Annotated in this window: 14 protein-coding genes and 1 riboswitch; of the genes, 11 read left to right on the forward strand and 3 right to left on the reverse strand. The window is 33.9% G+C overall.

Annotated features, from left to right (window positions below; all coding sequences use genetic code 11):
* Positions 1-236 precede the first annotated feature (236 nt).
* The 6 genes from DWV06_RS01155 (at position 237) to DWV06_RS01180 (ending at position 6465) form a co-directional block, all read left to right on the forward strand.
* The gene (locus DWV06_RS01155; protein ID WP_115480344.1) at positions 237-989 is read left to right on the forward strand and encodes a DeoR/GlpR family DNA-binding transcription regulator; all 753 of its coding nucleotides are present in this window, start codon (positions 237-239) and stop codon (positions 987-989) included.
* Positions 986-1894, forward strand: coding sequence for a 1-phosphofructokinase (gene pfkB, locus DWV06_RS01160; protein WP_115480345.1), 909 nt, complete (start codon positions 986-988; stop codon positions 1892-1894). The genes DWV06_RS01155 and pfkB overlap by 4 nt, the downstream gene beginning before the upstream one ends.
* A gap of 52 nt (positions 1895-1946) precedes the next feature.
* The gene (locus DWV06_RS01165) at positions 1947-3875 is read left to right on the forward strand and encodes a PTS fructose transporter subunit IIABC (protein WP_115480346.1); all 1929 of its coding nucleotides are present in this window, start codon (positions 1947-1949) and stop codon (positions 3873-3875) included.
* 23 nt (positions 3876-3898) lie between these two features.
* Positions 3899-5518, forward strand: coding sequence for a phosphoenolpyruvate--protein phosphotransferase (gene ptsP, locus DWV06_RS01170; protein WP_115480347.1), 1620 nt, complete (start codon positions 3899-3901; stop codon positions 5516-5518).
* A 315-nt stretch (positions 5519-5833) separates the two neighbouring features.
* Positions 5834-6133: a WXG100 family type VII secretion target gene (locus DWV06_RS01175; RefSeq protein WP_115480348.1), complete on the forward strand. Its 300-nt coding sequence runs from the start codon at positions 5834-5836 to the stop codon at positions 6131-6133.
* Between the two features lie 29 nt (positions 6134-6162).
* Positions 6163-6465, forward strand: a complete 303-nt coding sequence (locus tag DWV06_RS01180; RefSeq protein WP_115480349.1) for a WXG100 family type VII secretion target — start codon at positions 6163-6165, stop codon at positions 6463-6465.
* 114 nt (positions 6466-6579) lie between these two features.
* On the opposite strand, the gene DWV06_RS01185 is transcribed toward DWV06_RS01180, so the two are convergent.
* The 3 genes from DWV06_RS01185 to DWV06_RS01195 all read right to left on the reverse strand — a co-directional run bounded on the left by DWV06_RS01185 (position 6580) and on the right by DWV06_RS01195 (position 9269).
* Complete coding sequence (locus DWV06_RS01185) at positions 6580-7539, reverse strand: glycoside hydrolase family 43 protein (protein ID WP_115480350.1); 960 nt, start codon at positions 7537-7539, stop codon at positions 6580-6582.
* 27 nt (positions 7540-7566) lie between these two features.
* Complete coding sequence (locus DWV06_RS01190; RefSeq protein WP_235828875.1) at positions 7567-8562, reverse strand: glycoside hydrolase family 5 protein; 996 nt, start codon at positions 8560-8562, stop codon at positions 7567-7569.
* Positions 8563-8642: 80 nt separating this feature from the next.
* Positions 8643-9269, reverse strand: coding sequence for a lysozyme family protein (locus DWV06_RS01195; RefSeq protein ID WP_115480352.1), 627 nt, complete (start codon positions 9267-9269; stop codon positions 8643-8645).
* A gap of 318 nt (positions 9270-9587) precedes the next feature.
* Positions 9588-9670: riboswitch (cyclic di-GMP riboswitch) on the forward strand.
* Between the two features lie 64 nt (positions 9671-9734).
* Here DWV06_RS01195 and DWV06_RS01200 point away from each other — a divergent pair.
* From DWV06_RS01200 to DWV06_RS01220, 5 genes are read left to right on the forward strand one after another with little or no spacing between them, the layout of a single operon-like run.
* Positions 9735-10691 carry an FHA domain-containing protein gene (locus DWV06_RS01200; protein WP_115480353.1) on the forward strand — a complete coding sequence of 319 codons (957 nt, stop codon included), beginning with the start codon at positions 9735-9737 and terminating at the stop codon, positions 10689-10691.
* Between the two features lie 13 nt (positions 10692-10704).
* Positions 10705-11772 (forward strand): AAA family ATPase, encoded by a 1068-nt coding sequence (locus DWV06_RS01205; protein ID WP_115480354.1) that lies wholly within the window; start codon positions 10705-10707, stop codon positions 11770-11772.
* Between the two features lie 14 nt (positions 11773-11786).
* Positions 11787-12593, forward strand: coding sequence for a PP2C family protein-serine/threonine phosphatase (locus tag DWV06_RS01210; RefSeq protein ID WP_115480355.1), 807 nt, complete (start codon positions 11787-11789; stop codon positions 12591-12593).
* On the forward strand, positions 12583-14664 hold the full coding sequence (locus DWV06_RS01215; RefSeq protein WP_115480356.1) for a protein kinase domain-containing protein: 2082 nt from the start codon (positions 12583-12585) through the stop codon (positions 14662-14664). Before DWV06_RS01210 ends, DWV06_RS01215 begins: the two co-directional genes overlap by 11 nt.
* Positions 14665-14677: 13 nt before the next feature.
* Entirely contained in the window at positions 14678-15304 is a 627-nt protein-coding gene (locus DWV06_RS01220) for an FHA domain-containing protein (protein WP_115480357.1), read from the forward strand.
* Positions 15305-15422 lie beyond the last annotated feature (118 nt).

A 15422-nucleotide genomic window follows, 5' to 3' on the forward strand; every position in this document is an offset into this window, starting at 1 on the left:
TAAATTATTATAAACGGTCAAAAACGGTCATATAATATTGGTAAAAAATCAAATAGTTTGAAAGATAAACAAAAAAGTAGGAACAAAAACGTAAACTTGTACATCGTGCACAAAAATGAGCTATAATTTTGTGGAATAATTCGACCGAATTTGATTTACAATGACCGAAAATGATGGTATTATTTTCTTAAGAAAATATTAAAAAATGTTTTAAGAATCGTGAGAGGAGAAATACTATGCTTATCGAAGAAAGACATCGTCAAATTCTAGACATTGTAGAAGAAAGAAAAAGTGTAACTATTCAGGAAATAATTGATAAATTAAATATTTCTGAATCTACAGCCAGACGTGATCTAACTGTGCTTGATGCTCACGGTCAACTTATAAAAGTCCACGGAGGAGCAACCGCATTAGGCATGAATTATTATACAAAAGATGACGATGTTTCCTACAGACAGGATCTGAATCGGGAAGAAAAAAGAGAGATCGTAGAATATGCGGCTACTTTGATTCGTTCGAATGATTTTGTATATCTTGATGCAGGAACCACGACAGAGATGTTGATTGATTATATTACAGAAAAAAATGCCGTTTTTGTTACAAATGGTACTGTTCATGCCAAAAAGCTGGCACAAAATGGGTGTAGGACTTATATACTTGGAGGAGAATTAAAAGTAGCAACTGAGGCTGTCGTAGGTGCTGAAGCTGTTGCCGGATTAGAAAAATATAATTTCACGAAAGGATTTTTCGGTACGAATGGTATAAGTTTACAGAAAGGGTTTACAACGCCTGATGTTAGCGAAGCAATGGTAAAGCGTGTTGCTATGAAGCAGTGTGATGATTGTTATGCTTTGGCAGATTCTTCTAAATTTAATCATATTTCATCTGTTACTTTTGCAGACTTCGAAAAAGCTAAAATAATTACGACTTCAATAAAAAACGAAGAATATAAAAAATGCAAAAATATTTTGGAGGTAAATAAGAGATGATATATACTGTAACTTTTAATCCATCTTTAGATTATATTGTAAGTGTTGAAAATTTTAAAGTTGGTGTGATTAATCGAACAAAAAGTGAGCAGATACTAGCTGGAGGCAAAGGAATTAATGTTTCCACAGTATTGACTAATTTGGGAGTTCAAAATACTGCATTAGGATTTATAGCAGGATTTACCGGCGCAGAGATAGAAAGAGCGTTAAATGCTCATGGCTGTCTGACGGATTTTATTAAAATTCCTGAAGGGATGTCCAGAATAAATATAAAACTCAGATCAAATGAGGAAAGTGAAATTAATGGACAGGGACCGGTTATTGGAGATAGTGAATTAAAACAGCTAAATGAAAAATTAAGTATATTAAATGAAGATGATATTTTGGTATTAGCAGGAAGTATTCCAAATACAATGCCAGACTCGATTTATGAAGAGATATTAGAAAAACTAGAAAATAAAAAAATGAAAGTAGTCGTTGATGCTACAGGGGATTTGCTGGTGAATGTTCTGAAATATCATCCTTTTTTAATTAAGCCAAATAATCACGAACTGGGTGAAATATTTGGTAAAGTTTTAAAGAGTAATGATGAAATTATTAAATATGCAAAAGAACTTCAAAAAATGGGTGCAAGAAACGTGTTGATTTCTATGGCTGGAGATGGAGCGATTTTTGTTACAGAAGATGGTAAAACTTTTGAAAGTCCGGCACCAAAAGGAAAATTGGTAAATTCTGTAGGAGCTGGGGACTCTATGGTAGCAGGATTTTTGACGGGATATCTGAAAGAAGGAGATTATAAATTTGCATTTAAAATGGGTATCTCAGCAGGAAGTGCAAGTGCTTTTTCGGAAGAACTTGCAACAGAACAGGAAGTACAAAATATTCTAAAGAGCTTAACATTCTAATTAACTATCATTTAAAAGAGTGTTGATGATAATATTTTAAGGAGGAAGGAAAATGAAAATTACTGACTTACTTGTAAAGACAGGAATTGATCTTGATGGAAAAGCATCCTCAAAAAAGGATGCCATTGAAAAGATGGTAGACTTAATGGTTAAAACAGGAAAGATCAACAATCCGGAAGTTTACAAAGCCGGGGTGTTTGCAAGAGAAGAGGAAGGAACTACAGGTATTGGAGAAGGTATCGCTATTCCTCATTGTAAAAGTGACGCAGTAAATGCGCCGGGACTTGCTTGTATGGTATTGAAAGATGGGGTGGATTATGATTCCCTTGATGGTCAGCCGGTACATTTGATTTTTTTAATTGCAGCACCTGACACGGAAGAAAACGTGCATTTGGATGTATTAAGCCGTTTATCCGTATTGTTAATGGATGAAACGTTTACATCCAACTTACGTAATGCAAAAACAGTAGAAGAATTTTTGTCTGTAATTGATAAAGCGGAAAGCGCTAAAATGCAGAGAGAAGGGGGAACGAATATGAGTAAAGGATTGAAATTATTAGCAGTAACAGCTTGCCCTACAGGTATTGCACATACTTATATGGCAGCAGAAAATCTGGATAAAAAAGCTAGGGCAGCAGGACATTCTATTAAAGTTGAGACCAGAGGTTCCGGTGGAGCCAAAAATGTATTGACGAATCAAGAAATTGCAGAAGCAGATTGTATTATTATAGCAGCAGATACAAAAGTGCCTATGGAACGTTTTGACGGTAAGAAAGTGATTCAAAGACAAGTATCTGATGGAATTGGAAAAGCGGATGAATTAATTGCGTTGGCTGAAAGTGGAAATGTACCTATATATCATTCTACTGGAACAGAAAAAACATCATCTTCCAATACATCAAGTGGAAGTATTGGACATCAAATATATAAGCACTTAATGAGTGGTGTATCCCATATGTTGCCTTTTGTTGTTGGCGGGGGTATATTAATAGCAATCGCGTTTTTAATTGATTCACGATTAGTAGATTTGAAAACAGTAGAAGATTTATCAAAATTCGGTACGATTACACCTGTTGCCGCATTCTTTAAAAGTATTGGTGGTGGGGCGTTTGGATTTATGCTACCGATTCTTGCTGGATACATTGCTATGAGTATAGCAGATAGACCAGGTCTTGCAGTAGGTTTTGTTGGTGGATTGATTGCATCAAGTGGAACTGTTCTTGCAGCAGTTCCTGGATTGAAAACTGGAAACTCAGGATTTTTAGGTGCATTAGTAGCTGGATTTTTAGCTGGATATGTAGTATTATTATTAAAGAAAGTATTTAGTGTATTACCAGAGAGCTTAGAAGGGATTAAACCTGTATTGTTATATCCATTGTTCGGTATATTAATTGTTGGTTGTATTATGGTCTTTATCGTAGAACCACCGGTAGGTTTATTAAATTTAACAATGAATAATGGCTTGAAAAGTATGAGCGGTTCTGGTAAAATTCTACTTGGATTGATTGTTGGTGGTATGATGTCAGTAGATATGGGTGGTCCTGTTAATAAAGCTGCTTATGTATTTGGTACGGCATCTATTACATCAGGAAATTTCGATATTATGGCAGCAGTTATGGTTGGTGGTATGGTACCTCCACTAGCTTGTTCCTTAGCTACTTTTCTTTTTAAGAATAAATTTACAGATGAAGAGAGAAAAGCTGGTCCTACCAACATTGTTATGGGGTTATCCTTTATTTCAGAAGGTGCAATTCCATTTGCGGCAGCAGATCCTATTCGTGTGATTATACCATGTATTATCGGTTCTGCAGCATCAGGCGCATTATCAATGTTATTTAATTGTACTTTGATGGCACCTCATGGTGGAATCTTTGTGTTTCCATTAGTAGGTAATGCTTTAATGTACATTGTTTCATTATTAATTGGTACCGCTGTAGCAGGAGTACTAATGGGTCTTATTAAAAAACCTATTGAACAGTAAGAAAAAATAAGGTGTGTATTAAAATGACGAAGTTTAAAGGCGAAAGTGTATATTCAGGTATTGCGATTGGAAAGTTATGCCTGTATAGCAAAAATGAAAAGAAAATTGAAAGAAATCATGTAACTGATGTAGAAAATGAAAAAAAGAGATTCGAAGATGCAAAGACAGAAGCGATCAATCAGCTTAAAGTTTTGTATGACAAAGCATTAGCTAATGTTGGAGAAACGAATGCTTTGATCTTCGAAGTTCACCAAATGATGTTAGAGGATTTGGACTATATAGAGTCCGTCCTCAACATTATTAATACCCAGGGTGTTAATGCAGAATACGCTGTGGGTACTACAGGAGACAACTTTTCTGCAATGTTTGAGGCAATGGATGATGCTTATATGCAGGGGAGAGCGGCAGATATTCGTGATATTACAGAACGTTTGTTGAATATTTTAAACGGATCTAATACAGATGGTTTAAAATTGGAAGAACCGGTTATTATCTGTGCGGAGGATTTGGCTCCAAGTGAAACAGTACAGCTTGAAAAAGATAAGTTATTAGGATTTGTCACAAGACAGGGCAGTGCCAATTCACATACGGCAATTCTTGCCAGAACCATGGATATTCCTGCAGTGATTCAGGCTAATATTGAAATGCTTCCGGAATATAATGGGAAATTAGTTGCTTTGGATGGTTTTACAGGTAATATTTACTTGGATCCGGATGAAGAAACTCTTTCTGAAATGAAAGCAAAGCAACAAAAATGTATTGAAGAAAAGGAACTTTTACAGACGTTAAAAGGGAAAGAGAACGTAACGCAATCCGGCCAGGTAGTACAATTGTATGCTAACATTGGTAACACTAAGGATGTAGCAGCTGTATTGAAAAATGATGCAGGTGGAATTGGTTTATTCCGTAGTGAATTTTTGTATTTGGAAAGCAGCGACTACCCAACAGAGAATGAACAATTCTTAAAATACAAAGCAGTTGCTGAAAATATGGCAGGAAAGAAAGTTATTATCCGAACATTAGACATTGGTGCGGATAAACAGGTTGATTATTTCGAAATGGAAAAGGAAGAAAATCCAGCTTTGGGATATCGGGCAATTCGAATCTGTTTAGACAGACCGGAAATTTTCAAAACTCAACTTCGTGCACTTTACCGTGCGTCTGTTTATGGACAGATTGCGATTATGTTCCCGATGATTATTTCTGTATCTGAAGTACTGCAGGTTAAAGAAATTATTAAAGAAGTAAAAGAAGAACTAAAGGCTCAGGAAATTCCGTTTAAGGATGTGGAACTTGGTATCATGATTGAAACTCCAGCTGCGGCTATTATGAGTGATGAATTGGCGAAAGAAGTTGATTTCTTCAGTATAGGTACAAATGATTTGACGCAATATACATTGGCAATCGACCGTCAAAATCCTAAACTTGGAAAAATTAATGACTCACATCATCCGGCAGTTTTAAGATTGATAGAAATGGTTGTGAAAAATGCTCATGCCAATGGCATCTGGGCTGGTATTTGCGGTGAATTAGGAGCCGATACTTCACTTACTGAATGGTTCTTAAAAATAGGAGTAGATGAACTTTCTGTATCTCCGAGTATGGTATTGAAAGTGCGTAAGCAGGTAAGAGAAACGAAATAAAAATTACATATAGTGTAATTTTGTTTGAGGCATGGGACTGGTTTGAAGGTTCTGTGCCTTGTTTTTTATGGTAGGGTTAAGATGTTTATCTTACATCTAAAAATGTGGAAAAGAATGATTAATATCTCAATATAAAAACATATTAAGAATATAATGCGCTAAAATTGGAAAATCACATAAATAGAAAAACATATCAGAATTATCAGTGAATTTCAAGTGGGAAAATAGTACTAATTTGTCATATTTTATTGACATCAAATCCCATCATTGCTATAATTTGTTATGTTAAAATTCTAATAAAGGGAGGAATAATTGATGAGTCAAGTAGGTATAAAACATAACGAGGTAATTACTGCTTCTAGTAATCTAAAGAAAGAAGCAAAAAAAATGGAGACTTTAAATTCTGATTTAGAGACGTTACAGACTAAAATGAAAGGCTTCTGGGAAAGTAGCGAATCGGAAGCATTCCATTTAGGATATAATAAATTTCAAAGCTCATTGGCTGAGTTATCTACAGTTATAAAAAGTATTGCTAATTGGGCAGATACAACTCAAGCAAATTACGAAAACAACGATAATAAAGGTGCACAATTTTATGGTTCTATTTTTAAATAGGATAGACATATGAAAAGGGAGTGAATAAAATGGCAAAAGATATTAGAACAGACGAGGAACAACTAAAAGAAGCAGGAAAAGAGTTTATACAAGCAGGTGTTAATTTAAATAAATATTTAAAAGATACAGATGGATATGTAAATGATATAACAAGTCGTGGTCTTGAAGGAAGAGCACAAAAGAAACTTATTGAAACATATCAACAACTAAGTACTGAATTATCTAAGTACCCGAAGAAACTCAATCAAATTGGAGAATCTTTAGTAACTTCAGCTGCAAACAGTCAAAAAATTGATGAAGCAGCAGAACAGGCAGCTTCTATTAAGATGTAATCGGTATATTAAGAATATATAAAATTTTGGGGTGTGATTCTTTGAATCACACCCCAAAATTTATTATATAGCGCTAAAAATAGTAGTTTGTTTTTTAAAATTGACTTTTTCAAATCAATAAGTAGGCCACTTATTAGAGTCGAAATATAAATCACTAATCAACAAAGTTGGAGCCCCATTATTTTGGGCATCATAGGCATGACGGGCGATTACCCATGAACTGCCATTCTGATATACGTATTCTCCTCCGGGACCTTTCCATCTACTGTTTCCTGAATCCAGAAGAGAATAACCGCCATTTCTCATATCAACTCCTTGCTTATTTACAAATGGTCCGGTAATATTTTTTGAACGCCCATAAACGGTTTTATAGGTACTATTAACGCCATTACAGCACTTATCGATTGAAGCAAATAAATAGTAATATCCATTCGCATAAATCATGCTGGCACCTTCAATCCCACCATTTCTTTTTGCAATTGAATATTTAGTGCCACTAGGTTTCATTGTAGAAGCATTTAATCTTACTACATGTAGGCCATCAAACCAAGAACCATAAACAAGCCAGGGTTTTCCGGAAGCGTCGATTACAAGATTAGGATCAATAGCGTTAAAAGAATCTTTTCCGGCTTTCGATGATAGTACGACACCTTCATCTTTCCAATCTCCTTTGTTTACACTTGTACAAGACATGAGACCGATGGCAGAATTATTTTTGCCGAATTCTGAAACAGAATAATACATCCAGTATCTTCCATTGAAAAATTTTAAATCAGGAGCCCAAACATCATTTTTGCCCATGTTAGGTGCATACTGTCTCCACCAGGATAATTCAGAACTAAACACGGGAATACCTTGACGCCATACTTTTCCATCATTTGAATATTTCATAGGAAGGCCAGCTCCAGTACTGGGTGACCACCAGGTGTTACCGTCTTTTGCAAGGGTTGGATCATGAGAGCCTATATCTCCTGATAATGGCCATGCAGCAGCTGATACTGGTAGGTTTGCTTTAGATATTACAAATAATAAGATAGCTGTTGCCAAAATAAATTTAGATTTATATTTTAACATTTTTTATACCTTCCTTTATTAATATTTTTAATTTCCAAGTTGTTGTTTAATCCATTTTCCGGCATCAGTTAATTCATTATCAGTCCAGCCGGAAATACTAGTGTTACTATTTTTAATCAATGCGGATGATTCGCTTTTATTTGAAAGATTCCACTTTGTATAGCTAATTTGATTTTGATTCAAAAAATTCATCCAATTTTCAGCCTCTTCTGTATTAATTTGACCTCCGCCTGATGAATCACATATACTAAATTCGCTGACAAATATAGGTAATCCGTTATTCAAAGCAGTTTGTACCTTGTCGCGTATTTCCTGTTTATGCGTTGCTGCATAAAAATGACATGCATACATTAGATTATTGCCACTAAGTGGATCTTTTGATGCAACATCTACATCCTGAGACCAAGTTGGTGTTCCTACAATAATTACAGCATTTTTATTAAAATTTCGTATGACTGGTATTACGTCTTGTGCGTAAGTTTTTATATCAGACCAACTGGTACCGCCATTTGGCTCATTACAAATTTCATAAATGACATTATCATAAGATGCATATTTTTCCGCCATTTCAGCAAAGAATTTCTTTGCTTCTTCCTTATGTGTATTAGGATTCCCATCATTTAGTATGTGCCAATCAATAACTACGTACATTCCTAAATCAGTGGCTGCCTTTACGCCTTTATCGATTAGACTTTTCAGCTCACCTTGATTACCGCCTGTTAGATAACCATTATATTCTTCTGTATATAAAGATAGTCTGATAAGATTACCGCCCCAGTCGCGAATTGTTTGAAAGGCATCTTTATTAACATAATCAGGAAACCATGCGATTCCATGCGTACTTACACCTTTTAACTGAAATGCTTGTCCATTCTTATCTACCAGTTGTGTTCCTTGTACTGATAACTTACCATGCTCAGAAAATGGGGTTTGACTCATAGCCTTACATTCTTTTGTGCTTAAAAACATGCATATTACTAGTAATGCAGTCATTATCATTATAACTGTACTTTTTTTCTTCATTAACATATTAAATCCTTTCTATTTTGCTTAAGTATAAGAGTATTTTAAGTATCTTCATAAGTAAAAATCACTATTAAATATTAGATATATGGTACATCAACCCAAACTCTTGTATTATCATGTTTAAATTGAGAATTTGCAGATAATTGATTAGCTATAAAGATAATTGCATCTTGATAATCTGCAATTTGATTTTTGTACTTTCCGTGTAATCCGCTTTCTCCGCCACGATGAATAGAATAAAAATCTTTCCCCCAAGCCGACTTATATTTCATAAAGGTTCTCGTTTCTTTTTTAATTGATCCTTTCCAGTCATTTACTACTTTATAAGCATCATTTGGACCTAAAGTGGGATAAAGCTTTGTTCGCATGCCGTACCAATTCATGTTAAATCTTGTATAGTTAGCAGCGTCTCCTCCTTTCGTATTATCAGGAGAATCCATAGTTTTACTTTCTAACATAGCAACAGCTACTGCAATATCATCACCTCCAGCAGCATAAATCTCATTTTTTATTTTAGAAATACCGCTTACTTGTTCTGTACCTGCACGTAATCCTCTTGAAGTCTTGGGTGGGACATTATAGTTATATCTTGTAGTTTGTGATCTGGCATTTGAAGTTGTAGCGAATACACTTCCAGGGGTTAAGCTTAAACCCAAACATAATGTAAGACTTAGAATTACCATTTTAAATCTTTTGTTTAACATATAAATTTCCTCCTATCCTGTAATTTCGTTATAGATGAAATGTCTGTTTTAATTAGGTTGTTTTAAAATTTGATTTTGACTTCATCCCTCCTTTGATAGGTGTTATTATCAGTGGTTTTTTAGACAACTGAAATGTTACACATATATTAAATAAGTGTTACATAAAGAATACGATATAAAATAATTATTGTAAACCTGTTTTAAAAGACTTAAGAAATAAATAAGAATAGTGACGAACTTACATAGTAATATTTGACAGAAAACAGGGAATAAAGTAAAATAATATAAATAGGATTAAGGTGTAGAATTACCTATTCTAATCCAAGTGGGTAAACCTATAGAAATATAGGGGCACAAAGCTAGAAGCCTTAGGCAGATGCAAAGGTAGTTCGGCTGCAACAAATTTGTTGTAGTCATTTTTTATTTATAATAGATGGTAAAATCTACCATAGTAAGGAGAGTAGTATGAGGGGTAACAATATCATTGAATATCAAGATAAAACCACATTATATTACATACTAATGGAGACAGAATTATTTGACTATATAGAGTATAAAGTATTGAATGAACAGACAGAAAAAGGTTTTATAAAATGTGGAAGGGTCCTTTATAACGGAAAAGTAAAGATCGTTTATAATATTACCGGTTATACCTCTTTGAAGTGGCTGTTAGAAAGAGGACTATCAACAGAAAAATTTCTGGAAATTATGAAATTATTATTCGAAAAATTGAAAGAAGTTGAGAGTATTGGTTATATGCACCTGTGGAATGTGGTGTTAGATTTTGAAAAAATATTTGTGGATGATAATCAGAAACTGCGTTTAATCTATCGTCCTCTTAATATAAATGAGAATTATCAAACAATAACAGCTTTGAAGAAACGCTTATTAAGTACGATTCTTTATTATGGTTATGGGGGCGAGTTGATCATGCGGCTTCAGAATGTTCTAAGATTAGAAACAGCTCAATTAAATGAATTATGTTCTGTATTTCGGAGTGATTATACAGTGCCACCAAATCCAAATAATATTTCGCAAGAAACCAAAGCTCCGGTAAAGCATAACTTCTTTCATCCTTTAAAAAGGGATAGTAATGCTATGAATCGTGGAATTAATAATCAAGGAAGAAAAATATTAAAGTGCCGTCAAGAGAATTTTTCAATCAGACTGGACACAGAAAAGAAATTGCTGTTAGGAAAGCAGGTTACAGAACATGGAGTCAGTATTCCATTTAACCCTGCCATTAGTAAACTTCATGCAAAAATATTTGAACAAAATGGAGAATATTATATTGTCGACTTAGAGAGTAAGAATGGTACTTACATCAATGGAATCCGCTTAGTTCCGATTGTTGCTAAGATCATCCGTCCTGGAGATACCATTCGTCTTGCTAATACAGACTTCGATTTCGTTATAGAATAATTGGGGGATCAAAATGGAATTATATAATATTTGTGTGATTACACAAGATGAAAGCTATATCAATATTTTAGAGAATAAATTAATAAATGAGTTAGAAAATTTTGCTTTACTGCACATTATAACGGATATGGAGTTTTTAGAAGAGTTTCTGAAAGAATATCAAAAAATTGATGTTTTAATTGTTGCAGAAGAATTATATGGTGAAAATTTTAAAAAACATGATATCAAAAATATTATATTTATAACAAATGAACGTGAAAAGCAAAACAACCTGGATTCTCTTGGACAAGATGTATATGTGTACAAGTATCAGGGAATTAATGAAATTTACGCATATATCGATAAAGTGATTAGTACCCGATTAGGGATACAGACTGAGATTAAAGAAGAGACCAAAATGATTGGGATTTATTCTCCTGTTGGGGGAATTGGCAAGACGACGACAGCAATTCGCATCGCGAATGCCTTGTCTAAAGAAAATAAAAAAGTCTTATATATGAATATAGAGTCAGTTCAAACTTTTTCGCAAATATTTCACGCGGCTGAAGTGCTTGAGGAAGGGGTAGTAAGCTTTATAAAAAGCAGAGATAAAAAGCTGAACGAAGTCGTTTCTAAACTGATAAGGAGTAATCGAAAATTTGATTATGTACTTCCCTTACGGCAATCGATGCCCATGTATGGGTTAGAGTTAGAAGACTATAGTTATTTTATAAAATGTTGTAAGGAAAATCTTTTATATGATTATATTATTTTAGATATGTCTACAGAATTGAATTTGATAACATCAGGAGTTATGGAATTAGCTGATAAGGTTGTTATTTTAATTGGTCAGGATAAGGCATCTATGTATAAAATCAATTATTTAATGACACAGATTGATTGTTCACAAAATTCCCATTTCAAATTGTGGTGCAATAAATATGACAGTAAAAAAAGTAATTTTATCGAGGAAAATACGAATATAAAAGGAATTATCAATGTGTCGGCTTATCTGGATTATGATGTAGAATTAGAGGAGTATGATTTTCAAAAGATGACCAGCGATTATAAATTAAAAGAATATTTATTAGACATTTTATAAAAATAGGAGGCAGAATGAAGAAGATTCATTATACCTTATGTAGTAACATAGGTAAACGACGGAGAAGAAATGAAGATAATTACTGTTGTAACGGTGAGATTCTTGAAAAAAATCAAGAATACAGTAAGGTGACCATGGACAGAACAGTTTATGAAAGCCAAGGGCTTTTTGCGGTATTTGACGGAATTGGTGGATTACAGTCCGGAGAAAATGCGTCCAGACTTGCTGCCGAGGAAGTACAGTGGTATAGCGAAAAGCTTAAGAAATATGATGCAGATGTAGAATTAATACTTAAACAATGCATAATGGGAATCAACGAAAAAATCTGTGTAGAAGCTAGAGAGAAGAACAGAAATATCGGTACGACAGCAGCAGTGTTCTACTTCAGGGATGACAGAGGATATATTATTACAATAGGTGACAGTAGAATTTATCAATTGATACAAGGAAGACTGCTTCAGGTCTCACGGGATGACAATGTGGCCAGTGAAATGGAAAAAGCCGGAATACTTACACCGGAACAAGCCAGAAAACATATGGCAAGGCACAGCTTGACACAATATTTAGGGATGCCAAAAGAAGAGCTGACAATTCAGCCGCACTACGGAGTATTTCCTATCAGTGATGAACATCAGATCTTTATTTTATGTACAGATGGTCTGTGGGGAGAATTGGGAAATACACAGATAAAAAATATTCTTCAGGAAGAAAAGGATGCGAATCTGGCAGAAGCTTTAGTGAAAGAGGTCTTGAAAAAAGAGGGAAAGGATAATATCACAGTGCTGACTGTTGAAATAATGGGAGGACGTAATGAAAGATAAAGTTTATAAGTACGAGCCATTTTGGGGAAATTGGTATGTCGATAGTTTTATAGGGGAAGGCAGCTTTGGAAAAGTTTATAAAATTAAAAGAACTGAATGCGGTAATGTAAATTACGCTGCTTTGAAAATAATTTCAATACCTAAGACAGAAAATGAGATAAAACAGGCATATTATGATGGGATGGATGAAAGATCTGCAAGTATTTATTTTAAAGGAATTGTAGATGAATTATATAAAGAGATAGATTTAATGTCTCAATTAAAAGGAAGCAGTAATATCGTAAGCTACGAAGATCATATGATTAAAGTCTGTGATAATGGAATTGGATATGATGTACTGATCCGTATGGAATTGCTGGAAAGTTTAAATGAATATTTTTTACATAATCCGTATCAGATCAAGGATATTATCAGATTAGGCATTGATATGTGTAAAGCATTGGAAATGTGTCAAAAAATAAACGTTATTCACCGAGATATTAAACCGGACAATATCTTTGTATCTCCTTATGGAGATTACAAATTAGGGGACTTTGGTATTGCACGAAAGTTAGAAATTACAAACTTCGGGTTTTCTAAAAAAGGTACTTATACCTATATGGCACCAGAAGTTTTTAAGGGAGAATCTTATGATTCAAGAGCAGATTTATATTCTCTTGGAGTTTTGATGTATCGCTTTTTAAATAACAACCGTATTCCATTTTCTCCTTATGTGAATCGAATTATTACACATGGTGAAAAAGAAATCGCATTGCAAAGACGTATGTCTGGAGAAGAAATTCCGATGCCGGAACAGGCGGGAGAAGAGTTGGGACAAGTGATTTTAAAAGCTTGTGCCTATGAGCAGCATGACCGATATCAGTCTCCTCAGGAATTTAGAAGAGAATTGGAAAAGGTTTCAGGGTTATACGCTGAGCAATATGGAACTACATTGCAGGAACCTGCAAATTCAGATATAGGGGAAACAGTTTTGCTTTCTCAGAACAATCCGGCCACAGGGATGAATCAGAATATGCAGATTGGAGAAACCGTTGTATTATCTGAACTCAACCCGATGGATATGCAGCAAGGAAGTTCTATGGGAGAAACTGTTTTATTATCGCAGATGACTTCGGATATGCAGCAAAATAATTCTGTAGGAGAGACAGTTCTACTTTCTCAGATGCAGCCGTTAGAGAGTGAAAATACTGCGCCGATTCCGGAACATAGCAATAATACATATAGTAAATCTGGTAAATTTAATGCAGGGACAGTCCTGAAAAATAAGAAAATAATGATAGCAGGAATCGTGGCGGCAGTGTGTGTTGTCGGTATTTTGACAACAGGAATTATTACAAATTCGCATCAGAAGAAATTAGAGTCTAAGATTGAAAAATTAGAAAAAGAATTAGAGGGAGCAAAAGAAAAAGAAAACGAACGGATCGCAGAAGAAAAAAAATTGTCAGAACAAATAGTGATTTCAAAAAGAAATATGGGAATCAAAAAATTGAGCACAATAGAAAATTTATCGAATGCGAAAGAATTAGATATCAGTAAAAATGTTATTACAGATATTAAAGAATTAAGTCAATGCAAATACTTACAAGTACTTTATTTAAACAATAATAAAGTGAAAGATATTTCTCCACTTGCAAAAATAACTACTTTAACATCTTTAGATCTGGGAAATAACAGTATTTCTTCCGTTGGGGCATTAAAGAATTTAACAGGATTGACTAGCCTAGGGTTGGAAAATAATCAAATAAAAGATATAACAGAGCTAAGTGCTTTGGCTGGAATTACAAATCTGAATTTAAAAGGAAATAAGTTAAAAGATATAATCGCTTTATCGAAACATACAAAACTAGAAAGCTTAAATATTTCTAATAACAAAGTGAAAGATATTTCTATCGCTGTTAATTTAACAGGTTTAAAAATTTTGCACTTAGAGAACAATCAAATCACAGATATTAAATCATTATTTGAATTAAAAAATCTTACTGAAGTATATTTAAGGGGAAATAAAATACCCAAAGGACAGATTCAAAAATTGAAAGAGTTAAATCCAAATATCTATATTGAGTACAAATAGGAGATAAGAGGAAATGGTGAAAAAGTATAAAAATAACTGGATATCTTATTTAACAGGTATAGGCACTATGCTGTTTGTGTGTGTCATAATTCCATTTATTCTTGTAAAATGTAAAGTTAAATTATTTACTCATGTAATTAAAATACAAGAATGGGGTGTTTTTGCGCTTCTTTTCCTAATAGGAGTCTTTCTTTCCTGTATGCTACATTTTGCTTATATGGTGTATGAGAAGAAAGAGAAAGTAAAGGAAGAGCCAGTATTTGAAACATATGAGGAGAGTAATACAAAGGTAGAAACGGTGCAGCCTTTGGTATCACAAGTCGCGAATTCTGTATACCAGAGAGGATATTTAATTCTTCAGGGTAAAGGAGGATTGTCCGACCGGATTTATATTGGTAATAATGATTTTTACATTGGAAGGGATATCAATGTAGATCTGCAACTCAATACCGGTGGAATATCGAAGAAACACGCTTTGATTAGCAAGAAAAATGGTACATATTGCATTATGGACACAAATTCGACGAATGGTACAAAGGTCAATCAGAAGCAATTACAGCCACTTACAGATTATTCACTTCAATCCGGAGATTTAATAACATTTGCAACAATTAAATACTATTTTTATTTTGAGGGATAGGATGTGGAATTCATGAAGATACAATTTGCATCACAAACAGATGTAGGTACGAGGAAGCCTATAAATCAAGACAGTTATTTAATTAAAAGTATAAAAGGAGAGAACTACCAAATGCATT

Source organism: Anaerosacchariphilus polymeriproducens (assembly GCF_003363435.1).
GTDB lineage: Bacteria > Bacillota > Clostridia > Lachnospirales > Lachnospiraceae > Anaerosacchariphilus > Anaerosacchariphilus polymeriproducens.